At 59.3% G+C, this 14,672-nt stretch carries 15 protein-coding genes; 10 read left to right on the top strand and 5 right to left on the bottom strand.

Features of this window, described 5'->3' with window-relative positions; all coding sequences use genetic code 11:
• Positions 1-249: 249 nt before the first annotated feature.
• The 4 genes from coxB (at position 250) to QLG10_RS01395 (ending at position 4,654) form a co-directional block, all read left to right on the top strand.
• Positions 250-1,377 (top strand): cytochrome c oxidase subunit II, encoded by a 1,128-nt coding sequence (gene coxB, locus QLG10_RS01410; protein ID WP_282485292.1) that lies wholly within the window; start codon positions 250-252, stop codon positions 1,375-1,377.
• 82 nt (positions 1,378-1,459) lie between these two features.
• Positions 1,460-3,058 (top strand): cytochrome c oxidase subunit I, encoded by a 1,599-nt coding sequence (gene ctaD / locus QLG10_RS01405; RefSeq protein ID WP_110748509.1) that lies wholly within the window; start codon positions 1,460-1,462, stop codon positions 3,056-3,058.
• Positions 3,059-3,189: 131 nt separating this feature from the next.
• Positions 3,190-3,741: a cytochrome c oxidase assembly protein gene (locus QLG10_RS01400; protein WP_033038877.1), complete on the top strand. Its 552-nt coding sequence runs from the start codon at positions 3,190-3,192 to the stop codon at positions 3,739-3,741.
• Between the two features lie 25 nt (positions 3,742-3,766).
• The gene (locus QLG10_RS01395; protein ID WP_110748507.1) at positions 3,767-4,654 is read left to right on the top strand and encodes a cytochrome c oxidase subunit 3; all 888 of its coding nucleotides are present in this window, start codon (positions 3,767-3,769) and stop codon (positions 4,652-4,654) included.
• Positions 4,655-4,750: 96 nt separating this feature from the next.
• Here QLG10_RS01395 and QLG10_RS01390 read toward each other — a convergent pair whose 3' ends face one another.
• Positions 4,751-4,954 carry a twin transmembrane helix small protein gene (locus tag QLG10_RS01390; RefSeq protein WP_008064738.1) on the bottom strand — a complete coding sequence of 68 codons (204 nt, stop codon included), beginning with the start codon at positions 4,952-4,954 and terminating at the stop codon, positions 4,751-4,753.
• A 71-nt stretch (positions 4,955-5,025) separates the two neighbouring features.
• Here QLG10_RS01390 and QLG10_RS01385 point away from each other — a divergent pair, with 71 nt between their 5' ends.
• The 5 genes from QLG10_RS01385 to QLG10_RS01365 are packed head-to-tail and all read left to right on the top strand — an operon-like array spanning position 5,026 to position 8,928.
• Positions 5,026-5,766 (top strand): SURF1 family protein, encoded by a 741-nt coding sequence (locus QLG10_RS01385; RefSeq protein WP_188263295.1) that lies wholly within the window; start codon positions 5,026-5,028, stop codon positions 5,764-5,766.
• A complete protein-coding gene (locus tag QLG10_RS01380; RefSeq protein ID WP_110748502.1) occupies positions 5,732-6,325 on the top strand; it encodes a hypothetical protein in 594 nt (197 codons plus the stop codon). The genes QLG10_RS01385 and QLG10_RS01380 overlap by 35 nt, the downstream gene beginning before the upstream one ends.
• A 10-nt stretch (positions 6,326-6,335) precedes the next feature.
• Positions 6,336-7,409, top strand: a complete 1,074-nt coding sequence (locus QLG10_RS01375; protein WP_110748499.1) for a COX15/CtaA family protein — start codon at positions 6,336-6,338, stop codon at positions 7,407-7,409.
• Complete coding sequence (gene cyoE / locus QLG10_RS01370; protein WP_110748497.1) at positions 7,397-8,296, top strand: heme o synthase; 900 nt, start codon at positions 7,397-7,399, stop codon at positions 8,294-8,296. The genes QLG10_RS01375 and cyoE overlap by 13 nt, the downstream gene beginning before the upstream one ends.
• Positions 8,293-8,928 carry an SCO family protein gene (locus QLG10_RS01365; RefSeq protein ID WP_110748494.1) on the top strand — a complete coding sequence of 212 codons (636 nt, stop codon included), beginning with the start codon at positions 8,293-8,295 and terminating at the stop codon, positions 8,926-8,928. Before cyoE ends, QLG10_RS01365 begins: the two co-directional genes overlap by 4 nt.
• Before the next feature lie 79 nt (positions 8,929-9,007).
• Here the strand turns inward: QLG10_RS01365 and QLG10_RS01360 are convergent, their stop codons facing one another.
• From QLG10_RS01360 to QLG10_RS01350, 3 genes are read right to left on the bottom strand one after another with little or no spacing between them, the layout of a single operon-like run.
• A complete protein-coding gene (locus QLG10_RS01360; RefSeq protein WP_282485291.1) occupies positions 9,008-9,781 on the bottom strand; it encodes a MetQ/NlpA family ABC transporter substrate-binding protein in 774 nt (257 codons plus the stop codon).
• Between the two features lie 60 nt (positions 9,782-9,841).
• Entirely contained in the window at positions 9,842-10,516 is a 675-nt protein-coding gene (locus QLG10_RS01355; protein ID WP_008002212.1) for a methionine ABC transporter permease, read from the bottom strand.
• Complete coding sequence (locus tag QLG10_RS01350; protein ID WP_282485290.1) at positions 10,516-11,523, bottom strand: methionine ABC transporter ATP-binding protein; 1,008 nt, start codon at positions 11,521-11,523, stop codon at positions 10,516-10,518. The genes QLG10_RS01355 and QLG10_RS01350 overlap by 1 nt, the downstream gene beginning before the upstream one ends.
• Before the next feature lie 189 nt (positions 11,524-11,712).
• On the opposite strand from QLG10_RS01350, the gene katE reads away from it, so the two are divergent.
• The gene (gene katE / locus QLG10_RS01345; protein WP_282485301.1) at positions 11,713-13,872 is read left to right on the top strand and encodes a catalase HPII; all 2,160 of its coding nucleotides are present in this window, start codon (positions 11,713-11,715) and stop codon (positions 13,870-13,872) included.
• Between the two features lie 50 nt (positions 13,873-13,922).
• Here katE and QLG10_RS01340 read toward each other — a convergent pair whose 3' ends face one another.
• Positions 13,923-14,642: a PA5502 family lipoprotein gene (locus QLG10_RS01340; protein ID WP_110748485.1), complete on the bottom strand. Its 720-nt coding sequence runs from the start codon at positions 14,640-14,642 to the stop codon at positions 13,923-13,925.
• Positions 14,643-14,672 lie beyond the last annotated feature (30 nt).

Raw genomic sequence — 14,672 nt, 5'->3', positions numbered from 1 at the left:
GGCCACCACTCGTCTGCATCCTTCTCCATTCGTGCCCTGCAAAGCAAGTTAATGCTGTTTCAGATGATTTACGTCAGCACGTTGCGAGGTGAGAGTCGCTGTCTATACTCGGGTTGGAATGGAGTTAGCTGATGACGCCCGACTGCAATGCAGCAAGGCCCGGCGATTCAAGTTCGTAGTCTGATGCAGCCGCTCCCTTGCCGCAGGTGAAAGCCGGCGGGATAACAAGAACGATAAGGGGAACCCGCAATGATGCGACATCCACATGTCTGGATGGGCCTCCTGTTGTGGTCGATTTTCAGTCAGGCACAAGCGGCCTGGACTGTGAATATGGCGCCTGGAGCGACTGAAATCAGTCACGCTGTGTTTGACCTGCACATGACCATTTTCTGGATCTGTGTAGTGATCGGCATCATCGTCTTTGGCGCCATGTTCTGGTCGATGATCTTGCACCGCCGCTCTACCGGGCAGGTGGCGGCAAAATTTCATGAAAGTACCACCGTCGAAATTCTCTGGACCATCGTGCCCTTCATCATTCTGGTGGCCATGGCGGTTCCGGCGACTGCCACCCTGATCAAGATGTACGACGCCAGTGAGCCGGATATCGATATCCAGGTCACCGGCTATCAGTGGAAATGGCATTACAAGTACCTGGGCCAGGACGTTGAATTCTTCAGCAACCTGGCCACTCCAGCCGATCAGATCCACAACAAGGAAGCCAAGAGCGAGCATTACCTGCTCGAGGTCGACAAGCCCCTGGTGCTTCCGATCGGCGCCAAGGTGCGCTTTCTGGTGACCTCTGCCGACGTGATTCACTCCTGGTGGGTGCCGGCCTTTGCGGTCAAGCGCGATGCGATCCCGGGGTTTGTCAACGAAGCCTGGACCCGTATCGAAAAACCCGGCGTCTACCGCGGCCAATGCGCGGAGCTGTGCGGCAAGGATCATGGGTTCATGCCGATCGTGGTTGAGGTCAAGGACAAGCCCGATTACGAAAAGTGGTTGGCTGAACGCAAGGCTGAGGCTGCACAACTCAAGGAGCTGACCAGTAAGGAATGGACCCTCGACGAGCTCAAAGAGCGCGGCGACAAGGTCTATCACACCACCTGCGTGGCCTGTCACCAGGCAGAAGGCCAGGGCCTGCCGCCCATGTTCCCGGCACTCAAAGGCTCAAAAATCGCCACCGGCCCCATCAAGGAACACTTGAGCATTGTCTTCCATGGCAAGCCTGGCACCGCCATGGCGGCGTTCGGCAAGCAACTGTCGGAAGTCGATATCGCAGCGATCGTGACCTACGAGCGAAACGCCTGGGGCAACAACAAGGGCGACATGGTCACCCCCAAAGAAGTGCTGGAGCTGAAACAGGCGGAAAGCAAATGACCCAGTCTATTGCGCACCCAAGGAACCAGTCGGAGCATCACGCCCCGACCTGCCCAGCCCATCTGTTTGCAGGAGACAGGACATGACTGTTGTAGTCGATGACCATGTTCAGACCGGCACCGCCCACGAGCACGCCCATGGCCCCGCCAAAGGCCTGATGCGCTGGGTGCTGACTACCAATCACAAGGACATCGGTACGCTGTACCTGTGGTTTGCGTTTTCCATGTTCCTGCTCGGCGGCTCGTTCGCGATGGTGATTCGCGCCGAACTGTTCCAGCCAGGGTTGCAGATCGTCCAGCCGGAATTTTTCAACCAGATGACCACCATGCACGGCCTGGTGATGGTCTTCGGTGCGGTGATGCCGGCCTTTGTCGGCCTTGCCAACTGGATGGTTCCGCTGATGATCGGCGCACCCGACATGGCACTACCGCGGATGAACAACTTCAGCTTCTGGCTGTTGCCAGCGGCATTCATCCTGCTGGTTTCGACCCTGTTCACCCCCGGAGGCGGACCCAACTTCGGCTGGACGTTCTACGCGCCGCTGTCGACGACCTACGCGCCGGAAAGCGTGACCTTCTTCATCTTTGCCATCCACTTGATGGGGATCAGTTCGATCATGGGTGCGATCAACGTGATCGCCACCATTCTCAACCTGCGCGCCCCCGGCATGACGCTGATGAAAATGCCGCTGTTCGTCTGGACCTGGCTGATCACCGCGTTCCTGCTGATCGCGGTAATGCCGGTACTGGCCGGTTGCGTGACGATGATGCTGATGGACATCCACTTCGGCACCAGCTTCTTCAGCGCCGCCGGTGGCGGTGACCCGGTGCTGTTCCAGCATGTGTTCTGGTTCTTCGGCCATCCCGAGGTGTACATCATGATCCTGCCGGCCTTTGGTGCCGTCAGCTCGATCATTCCAGCCTTCTCGCGCAAGCCGCTGTTCGGCTACACCTCGATGGTCTACGCCACGGCGAGTATCGCGTTCCTGTCGTTCATCGTCTGGGCGCACCACATGTTCGTGGTCGGTATCCCGCTGGTGGGTGAGCTGTTCTTCATGTACGCCACGTTGTTGATCGCGGTACCCACCGGGGTCAAGGTGTTCAACTGGGCCAGTACCATGTGGCAAGGTTCGCTGACCTTCGAGACGCCGATGCTGTTCGCGGTGGCGTTCGTGATCCTGTTCTCCATCGGCGGATTCTCCGGCCTGATGCTGGCCATCGCCCCGGCGGACTTCCAGTACCAGGACACCTACTTCGTGGTGGCGCACTTCCACTACGTGTTGGTGCCTGGGGCGATCTTCGGGATCTTCGCTTCGGCGTACTTCTGGCTGCCAAAATGGACTGGCCACATGTACGACGAAACCCTCGGCAAGTTGCATTTCTGGCTGTCGTTCATCGGCATGAACATGGCTTTCTTCCCGATGCACTTCGTCGGGCTTGCGGGCATGCCTCGACGGATTCCGGACTACAACCTGCAATTCGCCGACTTCAACATGGTGTCGTCGATCGGCGCCTTCATGTTCGGTGCAACGCAGATTTTCTTCCTGTTCATCGTGATCAAGACCATTCGCGGTGGCCCGCCAGCACCGGCCAAACCGTGGGATGGGGCCGAAGGCCTGGAATGGAGCATTCCCTCACCGGCGCCGTACCACACCTTCACCACGCCGCCGGAAGTGAAATGAAATGAGCGCCATGGCCTTTGTGGGAGCGAGCCTGCTCGCGAAAAACGATGACGCGGTCTACCTGCCAAACCGTGGCGTCTGCTTCGCGAGCAGGCTCGCTCCCACAGGGCTCTCGGCGCAGGTGAGAAATCATGGCTGACTCGATTTCAATGAAGAAGCTGGTCACCCGCCTGTTACTGGTGGTGGTCGCGATGTTTGTCTTCGGTTTTGCCCTGGTGCCGATCTACGACGTGATGTGCAAGGCATTCGGCATCAACGGCAAGACCGCCGGGCAGTATGAGGGCGAGCAAACGGTCGATACCTCGCGGCAGGTTCGCGTGCAGTTCCTGTCGACCAACTCCGCCGACATGTCTTGGGATTTCTATCCCAAGCATGATGAATTGACGGCCAACCCCGGGGCAGTGAACGAGATGATCTTCATCGCGCACAACCCTACCGATCGCCCGATGAGCGCTCAGGCGGTGCCGAGCATCGCGCCCAGCGCGGCGGCGGCGTACTTCCATAAGACCGAATGCTTCTGCTTCACCCAACAAGTGCTGCAGCCCGGTCAACGGATCGAGATGCCGGTACGTTTCATCGTTGACCGTGACATGCCCAAGGATGTGAAGCACCTGACGCTGTCCTACACGCTGTTCGATATCACCGCCCGACATCCACCGGTCGCAGTAAATACTGGCGGTTGAGCGTGCCCGATAAGGAGAACAATAAATGGCAACTCATGAACACTATTACGTTCCGGCCCAGAGCAAATGGCCGATCATCGCTACGGTCGGGATGTTCGTCACGGTGTTCGGCCTGGCCACCTGGTTCAACGATCTGAAAGCGGCGCGGCCGGAATCCCACGGCCCGCTGATCTTTTTCGTCGGTGGCCTGTTGCTGGCCTACATGCTCTTTGGCTGGTTCGGCACGGTGATCAAGGAAAGTCGCGGCGGCTTGTACAGCGCGCAGATGGATCGTTCGTTCCGCTGGGGCATGAGCTGGTTCATTTTCTCGGAGGTGATGTTTTTCATCGCCTTTTTCGGCGCGCTGTTTTATGTGCGCCATGTGTCCGGCCCCGCACTCGGCGGTGAAGGTGCCAAAGGCCTCGCTCACATGCTGTGGCCTGCCTTCGAGTGGACCTGGCCACTGCTGAACAACCCCGACTCCAAGCTGTTCCCACCCCCCAAGGAGGTCATTAGCCCCTGGGGATTGCCACTGCTCAATACCGTGATACTGGTGAGCTCCAGCGTCACCGTGACCATCGCCCACCATGCCTTGAAGAAGGGCCATCGCGGTGCGCTGAAAATCTGGCTGGCGCTTACTGTGCTGCTCGGCTGCGCGTTTCTCGGCTTTCAGGCCGAAGAGTACATGCACGCCTATCACGAACTGGGCCTGACCCTGGGTTCGGGCATCTACGGCGCCACGTTCTTCATGCTCACCGGGTTCCACGGCGCCCACGTGACGATCGGCACCATCATCCTGTTCGTGATGCTGATGCGGGTCATGCGTGGGCACTTCGACAGCGAACATCAGTTCGGTTTCGAGGCAGCGAGTTGGTACTGGCACTTCGTGGATGTGGTGTGGATCGGGCTGTTCGTTTTCGTCTATGTGCTGTAGGAGCGAGCACGGTCGCGATGGTACCCAACGATAACGCGGGGAACCTGACACCCCGCGATGCTTTCGAGTTTTTCGCGAGCATGCTCACTCCTACGGTTACCAGGGTGCGTGAGATACAAGCTGGCCGCTGAAAAAGCCCCAGGCGATCAAGCCGACGGTAATGGCGGCAAGGGCTACACGAACACTCAAGGCAATGACGAGGCGGTTCGAGCTGCTGTCGTCCTTGACCAGAAAAAACAGGCCGCTGAACAGGCTGACAACCGTGGCAATCAGCATCAGGACGATGGCTGCTTTGAGCATGGTGGGACTCCGGGGGGACAAGCGATGCATCTGAGTATAGCTATCGCGACGACCGACTTTCTGGCGATGCCATGAAGCGCTTTCGGCCGGGCATCATTCCGACATTGGTGGTTGCGCTGTTGCTGCCCCTGCTGGTGTCGCTCGGGTTCTGGCAATTGAGCCGGGGCGCGGAGAAAAGCGCGCTACTGCAAACCTACACTGAACGCCGGGCTGCAGAACCGATGGCCAGCACCGAGCTGCAGCACACCGCAGACCCGGCCTTCAGACGGATTCACCTGCATGGCCAGTTCGATTCCGCGCACAGCCTGTTGCTGGATAACCGTCAGCGTGGCGGCAAAGTCGGCGTCGAGCTGCTGCAACCGTTTCAGGATCAGGCAACAGGGCTGTGGCTGCTGGTCAATCGCGGCTGGCTGCCTTGGCCCGACCGTCGGACGCCGCCGCAATTCACCACACCGACCGATGCCTTGAGTCTCGATGCATGGGTCTACGTTTCACCCGGCGCGACCTTCCAGCTCCACGCCGACCCAAGCACCAGCACCTGGCCAAAACTACTCACGGCCATTGACCCGAACGCACTCTGGGCAGCCCTGGGCCGTGAAGGTTTTGCCTACGAATTACGCGCAGAAACCGGACCCGCGACGTACCAGGCCGATTGGCCGGTAGTGGCCATGGGGCCGGAAAAACACATCGCTTATGCCGTGCAGTGGTTCGCCATGTCGATCGCCCTGTTCGGTCTTTACCTCTACCTCGGCTGGCACAACGCAAAGGAGAAACACCATGGGAACGGCCATGAATCCACCCAGCATGTCTGAGGCCAAAACGCCGGTGAACCGGCGCAAGGGACGGTTGCAGTTACTGCTGATTGTGCTCGGGGTGGTCGGTCCGATGATCCTGGCGACCGGCATGTACAAACTGAATTTCTGGGTGCCGGAAGGACGCAGTTATCACGGCGAACTGATCGGCAACGGACAGAGCCGCGCCGACCTTGGCGTACGGGCGCAGGAAGACCGCTGGCAGTTGCTGGTGACGGCACCGAAAGAGTGCTCGGTGGACTGCCAGCAACTGGTTTATCTGGCGCGCCAAATCCAGATCGGCCTGGGTCGCGATGCCGGTCGCGCCAGTCACGCACTGGCGGCGACACAGCCGCTGAGCAGTGATTACGAGACTAAACTTCAACGCGAGTACCCGCAGTTGCAGCGCTATCCACTGGACCTGCCGACCTACACCAAAGGAGCTCAGAGTAATGACTCTCCACACCTGTGGATCATCGATCCCCACGGCAATCTGGTCTTGCGCTACGACCCGTCAGTCAAGGGCAAGGACCTGCTCAATGACCTGCGGCACCTGCTGAAACTGTCGAACATCGGATAAGGGCATCGTCATGGCCAAGCCTGGATTTCGCCTCGCGCTGTTTGCCACCTTGCTGGCACTGATTGTGGTGTTGCTCGGTGCCTATACCCGCCTGACCCACGCAGGCTTGGGCTGTCCGGACTGGCCTGGCTGCTACGGCTTTATCAGCGTGCCCAAAAGCGAAGCACAACTGGCCCATGCCGAATTGCATTTTCCGGACACGCCTGTAGAAGCCCATAAAGGCTGGAACGAGATGATCCACCGCTACTTCGCCGGCACGCTGGGGCTGCTGATATCGGTGTTGGCCGGTAGGGCCTGGGTCCATCGCCGGCATCCAGGACAACCGGTGAAGCTGCCGTTGTTCCTGCTGGCGGTAGTGTTCGCTCAAGCCGCGTTCGGCATGTGGACGGTGACACTCAAGCTCTGGCCGCAAGTTGTCACCGGACATCTGCTTGGCGGCTTTGCGACCCTGAGCCTGCTGTTTCTGCTGACCTTGCGCCTGTCCGGCGTACTGCCCGCATTGACGGTGCCGCGACGCCTGCAGTACTGGGCGACGGCGGGGCTGTTGCTGGTGATCGGGCAAATCGCCTTGGGTGGCTGGGTCAGCTCCAACTACGCCGCTGTGGCCTGCATCGACTTTCCGACGTGCCACGGGCAATGGCTGCCACCTGCGGACTTCGCCAACGGCTTTCACCTGACCCAGCACATCGGCCCGAACTACCTCGGCGGGCAACTGGACAGCGACGCTCGCACCGCGATTCACCTGACACACCGGATCGGCGCGTTGTTGGTGACCCTGGTGTTACTGGGCCTCGCCTGGCAACTGAAAGTCGTCGGCATGACGCGACTCGCCGGGTTGGTGCTGATCGCCCTCGCGGCGCAAATCACCCTGGGCATCAGCAACGTGCTGTTGCACCTGCCGCTACCGATTGCCGTCGCCCATAACGCCGGGGGCGCAGCGCTGTTGCTGACGATGGTGTTGGTCAATTACCACGCCCGGACCAGCCTGGTTCGGGTCAAGCAGCCGACACGCTGGCGTTTCAGCCCGCGTAAACATTCAGCCGGGCCCATAACAATAAAAGGAGAGACGCCATGGCGATTCTGATCGGCGAGCGTCACAGCCAGGCAATCTGGCGTGACTACCTGGAGCTGACCAAACCAAAAGTGGTGGTGCTGATGCTCATCACTTCACTGGTAGGGATGTTCCTCGCAACGCGCGCCGGAGTGCCGTGGACCGTGCTGGTGTTCGGCAACCTGGGCATTGCCTTGTGTGCAGGCGGTGCGGCAGCGGTCAACCACGTGGTGGACCGCAGGATCGATGCGGTCATGGCACGCACCCACAAACGGCCACTGGCCGAAGGCCGGGTATCTCCGGCCGCCGCGCTGACTTTTGCCCTGGTGCTGGCACTGCTGGGTCAGGCCTTGTTGCTGGCCTTCACCAATCCGCTGACCGCATGGCTGACCCTCGCCTCCCTGCTCGGCTACGCAGTGGTCTACACCGGTTTCCTCAAGCGCGCGACGCCGCAGAATATCGTGATCGGAGGCCTGGCCGGGGCCGCTCCGCCGCTGCTCGGCTGGACCGCCGCCACCGGCCACGTCAGCGCCGAACCGCTGCTTTTGGTGCTGATCATCTTCGCCTGGACCCCGCCACACTTCTGGGCCCTTGCGATCCATCGCAAGGAGGAATATGCCAAGGCCGACATCCCGATGCTGCCGGTGACCCACGGCGAGCACTACACCAAGATCCACATCCTGCTTTACACCGGCGCGCTGCTGGCCGTCAGTCTGATGCCCTACGTGATCCACATGAGCGGCCTGCTGTACCTGACTTGCGCCATCGGTCTTGGCGCCAGATTCCTGCAATGGGCCGTGGTGCTGTACCGTGGCACTCGGCCGCACGCGGCGATCAACACCTTCAAGTACTCTATTTACTACTTGTTCCTGCTGTTCATCGCCCTGCTCGTTGACCACTACTTATTGTTGAACCTATGACCCGAACCCAGAAAACCGTCTTCATCCTTGTCGCCCTGATCGCGCTGGTCCTGGGCCTGACCATCAACAAAGTGCTCTCCGGCAAAGGCCAGGGCGACCCGACGGCACTGATCGACGCGGGGATCATCCTGCTGCCGCAAAGCCGCAACCTGCCGGATGTGAAGATGACCGATCAGGACGGCAAGCCGGTGGCAATCAACGAACTCAAAGGCAAGTGGAGCCTGCTGTTCTTCGGCTACACCTTTTGCCCGGACATCTGCCCGACCACCCTCGCCCAACTGCGTCAGATCAAGAGTGAACTGCCGCCGGAGGCTGTGGATAAGTTGCAGATCGTGCTGGTCAGTGTCGATCCACACCGCGATACGCCCAAGCAGCTCAAGCAGTACCTGGGCTACTTCGATCCGCAGTTTGTCGGGCTGACGCCAACGTCGGTAGAAGAGCTGCAGAAAGTCGCCAATGCGGTGAGCATTCCGTTCATTCCGGCCGATACCAGCAAGCCGAACTACACCGTCGACCACAGCGGCAACTTGGCGGTGATCGGCCCGGACGGAACCCAGCGCGGGTTTATTCGGGCTCCCTTGAACAATGTGAAACTGGTGGCGCAGTTGCCGGTGATGCTCAACCGCAAATAACCACCATAGCGCTCCCGTAGGAGCCAGGCACAAAAAAAGGGGACGCTTATGGCATCCCCTTTTTCGTTGCGTCAGTAGATCAGAACGCCGGCACGACCGCGCCTTTGTACTTCTCGAGAATGAAGGCCTTCACTTCCGGGCTGTGCAAGGCAGCCACCAGCTTCTTCATCGCTTCGCTGTCCTTGTCGTCCGGGCGGGCAACGAGGATGTTCACGTAAGGCGAGTCGCTGCCTTCGATGACCAGCGCGTCCTTGGATGGATCGAGCTTGGCTTCCAGGGCGTAGTTGGTGTTGATCAGCGCCAGGTCGACCTGGGTCAGCACGCGCGGGATGGTCGCGGCTTCCAGCTCACGGAACTTCAGGTTTTTCGGGTTCTCGGTGATGTCCTTGACCGTCGACAGGATGTTGTTCGAATCCTGCAGCTTGATCACTCCGGCCTTGGCCAGCAGCAACAGCGCACGCCCGCCGTTGGTGGCGTCGTTCGGGATCACCACGGTGGCGGTGCTTGGCAGCTCTTCCAGGGTCTTGTACTTGCTGGAGTAAGCACCCAGTGGTTCCAGGTGCACGCCGGCCACCGAGACCAGGTTGGTGCCCTTGGCCTTGTTGAACTCATCCAGGTACGGCTGATGCTGGAAGAAGTTGGCGTCCAGGCGTTTTTCCGCGACCTGCACGTTCGGCTGGATGTAATCGGTGAAGACTTTAACCTTGAGGTCCACGCCTTGCTGGGCCAGGGTCGGTTTGACGAACTCGAGGATTTCCGCGTGCGGAACCGGAGTCGCTGCGACTGTCAGGGTGTCGGCGGCGTGGGCGGAAAAGGCTGCAACAGCAGCGAATGCGGCGAGTAGTTTTTTCATTCAGCTAACTCCATGTGAGGCGCCCGATTGGCGCCTGCCAGCGAATGGCCGGCTCATGTCTTACTTACGAGAAAAGTGGACGACCAATTTGTCGCCGACGGTTTGCAATACCTGAACCAGCACCAGCAGTAACACCACCGTGACCACCATTACGTCAGTCTGGAAACGCTGGTAGCCGAAGCGGATCGCCAAGTCACCCAGACCACCGGCACCGACCACACCGGCCATTGCCGTGTAGGACACCAGTGTAATGGCAGTCACCGTAATCGCCGCGAAAATGCCCGGGCGGGCTTCGGGCAGCAATGCATTGGTGATGATCTGCCGCGTCGTCGCGCCCATGGCCTGGGTCGCTTCGATGATGCCGCGATCCACTTCGCGCAGAGCGGTTTCCACCAGTCGCGCGAAAAACGGCGTGGCACCGACCACCAGCGGCGGGATCGCGCCGGCGACCCCCAGGGAAGTACCGGTGATCAATACGGTGAACGGAATCATCACGATCAACAGAATGATGAAGGGCAGCGAACGCAGGATGTTCACCACCAGAGACAACATCGCGTAGACGCCTTTGGCTTCCAGCAACTGACGCGGGCTGCAGAGGAACAACAGCACGCCCAGCGGCAGGCCCAGCAACACGGTGAACAACAGCGAACCACCGAGCATCAGCAGCGTATCACCGGTGGCCAGCCAGATTTCGAACCAGTCGATGTTGGCGAAAAAACTAGTCAGGGCTTCCATTAGCGCAGCACCTCCATGTGAACGTCGGCCGCGGTGAAGCGGGCAAAAGCCGCTTCCATGTCACCACCGGTCACGGCCAGGGTCAGTTGCCCATACGGGACGTCCTTGATGCGATCGATCCGACCAGCCAGGATGCTGTAGTCCACACCGGTCTCCCGAGCGACGGTTCCCAGCAGGGGCGCGTAGGTCGCTTCGCCCTGGAAGGTCAGACGCACGATGCGGCCTGGCACGTGTGCGAAGTCGTCACGCTGTTCGCTTTCGTCGATGTGCTCGTCTTCTTGCACGAAACGCTTGGTCGTTGGGTGTTTCGGATGCAGGAACACCTCGGCCACCGAACCTTGCTCGACAATCACGCCAGCGTCCATGACGCCTACCTGGTCGCAGACTCGGCGGATCACGTCCATTTCATGGGTGATCAGCACGATGGTCAACTTCAGCTCACGATTGATCTCAGCCAATAATTGCAGGACCGACGCCGTGGTCTGCGGGTCCAGTGCACTGGTGGCTTCGTCGCACAGCAGGATTTTCGGCTTGGTCGCCAAGGCGCGGGCAATGCCGACACGCTGCTTCTGGCCACCGGACAACTGGGCTGGATACTTGTTGGCGTGATCGGACAAACCGACCCGGGCCAATAACTCGGCCACGCGCAGATCGATGTCGCGGCGGGACAGTTCACCGGCCAGCGTCAGCGGCAGCGCAACGTTGTCGGCAACGGTCTTGGACGCCAGCAGGTTGAAGTGCTGGAAAATCATTCCGACCTGCTGACGGAAACGGCGCAGTCCGTTGGCATCAAGCGCAGTGACTTCTTCGCCGTCCACGATGATCTTGCCGCCGCTGGAATTTTCCAGGCGATTGATCAGACGCAGTAGGGTACTTTTTCCCGCACCGGAATGGCCAATCAGACCAAAGACCTGACCATTCTCTATCGTCAGACTGGTCGGATGCAGGGCGGGGATATCCTTACCGGCGACGCGGTAGGTTTTATGGACGTTTTGAAACTCGATCACGTAGCGAACCTTGTGGGGCGCGTTGGAAAAGGATCAGCGGTTAGCCGGGCGCGCATTTTAGCCTGTCCGTATAGCAGTTCTTAGCATTTATTTCGTATTCAACCAGTCATTTGGCAATAACGCGATCAAAGGTCAGATAAAAGGAACGGCTCGAAACGTCATCAGTCACTAATTAGGTCACTCGAAACAATCCCCGAGGAGTCATGCCTGATGAGCACCAAGAAGCCTGCCGCCCCCAAGAGCGCACTGGCCGGGACCGATACCCTGGACCGCAGCAACACCAATACCAAGCTCGATAGCCTGGAAAAATTCCGTTCCGACGCCACCGGTCAGGCCTTGCGTACCAATCAGGGCGTGAAGGTGGCGGACAATCAGAACACCTTGAAAGCCGGCGCCCGAGGGCCATCGTTACTGGAAGACTTCATCATGCGTGAAAAAATCACGCACTTTGACCATGAGCGCATCCCCGAGCGCATCGTGCATGCCCGCGGCACCGGAGCCCATGGTTTCTTCCAGTCTTACGAGAACCACTCAGTACTGACCAAGGCCGGTTTCCTGCAAGACCCGGCGCAGAAAACGCCGGTGTTCGTGCGTTTTTCCACCGTGCAGGGGCCCCGTGGTTCAGGCGATACCGTGCGGGACGTACGGGGTTTCGCTGTGAAGTTTTTCACCGACGAAGGCAACTTCGACCTGGTGGGCAATAACATGCCCGTGTTTTTCATCCAGGACGCCATCAAATTTCCCGACTTTGTCCATGCAGTAAAACCCGAGCCTCACAACGAAATCCCTACTGGCGGCTCGGCCCACGATACGTTTTGGGACTTTGTCTCACTGCAACCTGAATCAGCCCATATGGTGATCTGGGCCATGTCCGACCGGGCCATCCCGAAAAGCCTGCGCAGCATGCAAGGCTTCGGCGTGCACACCTTCCGTTTGATCAATGCCGAGGGTAAATCGCGTTTCGTCAAATTCCACTGGCGCCCCGCCGCCGGGACCTGCTCGCTGGTGTGGGATGAAGCGCAGAAACTGGCGGGTAAAGACACTGATTATCACCGCCGCGATCTTTGGGAAGCCATCGAGATGGGTGACTACCCGGAATGGGAACTCGGCGTGCAGATCATTGAGGAGGAAAACGAACACGCCTTCGATTTCGACATCCTCGACCCCACCAAGCTGATTCCTGAAGAGCTCGTGCCCATTACGCCGCTGGGGAAAATGACGCTCAACCGCAACCCGGATAATTTCTTCGCCGAAACCGAGCAGGTTGCTTTCTGCCCGGGGCATATCGTGCCCGGGATCGACTTTTCCAATGATCCGTTGCTACAAGGTCGGCTGTTTTCCTACACCGATACGCAGATCAGCCGACTTGGTGGACCGAATTTCCATGAAATCCCGATCAATCGTCCGGTAACACCACTCCATAACGGCCAGCGTGATGCATTACACCGCACCACCATCGACAAGGGGCGTGCGTCCTACGAACCCAACTCCATCGACGGCGGATGGCCGAAAGAAACACCCCCCGCAGCCCAGGACGGCGGTTTCGAAAGTTATGCGGAGCGCATCGACGCCAACAAGATCCGGCAGCGCAGCGAGTCGTTCAGCGACCACTTCTCCCAGGCACGGCTGTTTTTCCACAGCATGAGCAAGCATGAGCAAGAACACATCATCGCGGCGTACAGTTTTGAGCTGGGCAAGGTTGAGCGTGAGTTCATCCGGGCCAGGCAGGTGAATGAAATCCTGGCCAACATCGATCTGGAGCTAGCCAAACGGGTGGCACAGAACCTCGGGCTTGCGGCGCCGAAAGCGGGGACCGTCGATGTACCGAAAACGTCCCCGGACCGCTCGCCGGCCCTGAGCCAGGCCAACCTGCTGCCAGGCGACATCAAAACCCGAAAGGTAGCGATCCTGGCGGCGGATGGCGTGGACGGGGCAGCAATCGATGCCATGAAGAAAGCGCTGGAAGCTGAAGGGGCGCATGCCAAATTGCTCGGCCCGACCTCAGCCCCGGTGAAAACCTCCGATGGCAAGTCGTTGCCGGTAGATGCGTCCATGGAAGGCTCGCCTTCAGTAACATTCGACGCTGTGTTCGTGCCTGGAGGCGCGGCATCGATCAAGGCGCTGAGCACTGACGGTGTGGCGTTGCATTACGTACTGGAGGCTTACAAGCATTTGAAAGCGATTGCGCTGCACGGTGAGGCGAAGCAGTTGCTGGATGTGTTGAAACTGGAGGTTGATGCGGGGTTGGTCGTAGGGGCGGACAGCAAGTTGGCCAAGCCATTCTTTGCTGCGATTGGACAGCATCGGGTTTGGGACAGGGAGCCGAAGGCTAAAGCGATTCCGGCCTAGAAAGCTTTTTCGTCGCATAGGATGCCATCGCGGGCTAGCCCGCGATGCTTTCAAGGGGCTTTGCGGGGACTCAATACCATCTGCGCCGGAACGCTGCGCAGAATCTGCCGATCCAGCTTCAGATCAAACTGTGGATCAAGCTTCTTCACCCGCTTGGTCAGCAAGTTGGCCACCCAAGGATAATCATCGGTACGCGGAACCTGAATGCTCACATCGCACTGAAAATTCACCACATCGGCGGCAATAGCATCCAATTGACGTCGCATTTTCCCCATATCGGTGATTTTCAGCTTCACGGTAGTGCTTTCAGCCTCAGGGTCAATGACCTTGGCCTTGCGCTTGGCTTCGGCGGACTTGAGGTCTGCTTCGGCCTTTTCCAGTTCAGCCTTGCGGGCTTGTGCGATGGCGCCGTTGACGCCACCAGTCAGCGCAGGCGCTTTAGGCATCAGGACCCGCGCCCGGGCCAATGCAGTGGCAGCAGCATTTACATCGCCCTTTTGCAAAACGATCTGGCTGCGCAGCAGATAGGCTTCGGCCAGTTGGCGCTGGTATTGCTCTAGGGACTGATCGTTGGGGGACTCGGCCTGCAACGCTGCCAATTGATTCTCGGCTGTGGCCAGCTCGCTGCTGGCCAGGCTTTGTTCCAGCTGTGCAATGGCCGTGGCTCGCGCATCCGGGGCCTCGGTGGCTGCCGGTGGCGTGCTTTGACAAGCGCCCAGCAGCAAAGAAAATGCGACAAGGAGCAGATAACGGGAGGCGAACGACTTCATTCCTGCGACTCTCTATTTGCGCAAAAAACG

This window comes from Pseudomonas sp. V98_8 (assembly GCF_029967975.1).
Classification (GTDB): Bacteria; Pseudomonadota; Gammaproteobacteria; order Pseudomonadales; family Pseudomonadaceae; genus Aquipseudomonas; species Aquipseudomonas umsongensis.
The sequence above is the reverse complement of the archived record's forward strand: the minus strand, read 5'-3'. Positions and strand labels throughout refer to the sequence as shown.

Coding starts and splice junctions, on each gene's coding strand:
- coxB (WP_282485292.1), top strand. CDS start 250: ATGATGCGACATCCACATGTCTGGATGGGCCTCCTGTTGTGGTCGATT.
- ctaD (WP_110748509.1), top strand. CDS start 1,460: ATGACTGTTGTAGTCGATGACCATGTTCAGACCGGCACCGCCCACGAG.
- QLG10_RS01400 (WP_033038877.1), top strand. CDS start 3,190: ATGGCTGACTCGATTTCAATGAAGAAGCTGGTCACCCGCCTGTTACTG.
- QLG10_RS01395 (WP_110748507.1), top strand. CDS start 3,767: ATGGCAACTCATGAACACTATTACGTTCCGGCCCAGAGCAAATGGCCG.
- QLG10_RS01390 (WP_008064738.1), bottom strand. CDS start 4,954: ATGCTCAAAGCAGCCATCGTCCTGATGCTGATTGCCACGGTTGTCAGC.
- QLG10_RS01385 (WP_188263295.1), top strand. CDS start 5,026: ATGAAGCGCTTTCGGCCGGGCATCATTCCGACATTGGTGGTTGCGCTG.
- QLG10_RS01380 (WP_110748502.1), top strand. CDS start 5,732: ATGGGAACGGCCATGAATCCACCCAGCATGTCTGAGGCCAAAACGCCG.
- QLG10_RS01375 (WP_110748499.1), top strand. CDS start 6,336: ATGGCCAAGCCTGGATTTCGCCTCGCGCTGTTTGCCACCTTGCTGGCA.
- cyoE (WP_110748497.1), top strand. CDS start 7,397: ATGGCGATTCTGATCGGCGAGCGTCACAGCCAGGCAATCTGGCGTGAC.
- QLG10_RS01365 (WP_110748494.1), top strand. CDS start 8,293: ATGACCCGAACCCAGAAAACCGTCTTCATCCTTGTCGCCCTGATCGCG.
- QLG10_RS01360 (WP_282485291.1), bottom strand. CDS start 9,781: ATGAAAAAACTACTCGCCGCATTCGCTGCTGTTGCAGCCTTTTCCGCC.
- QLG10_RS01355 (WP_008002212.1), bottom strand. CDS start 10,516: ATGGAAGCCCTGACTAGTTTTTTCGCCAACATCGACTGGTTCGAAATC.
- QLG10_RS01340 (WP_110748485.1), bottom strand. CDS start 14,642: ATGAAGTCGTTCGCCTCCCGTTATCTGCTCCTTGTCGCATTTTCTTTG.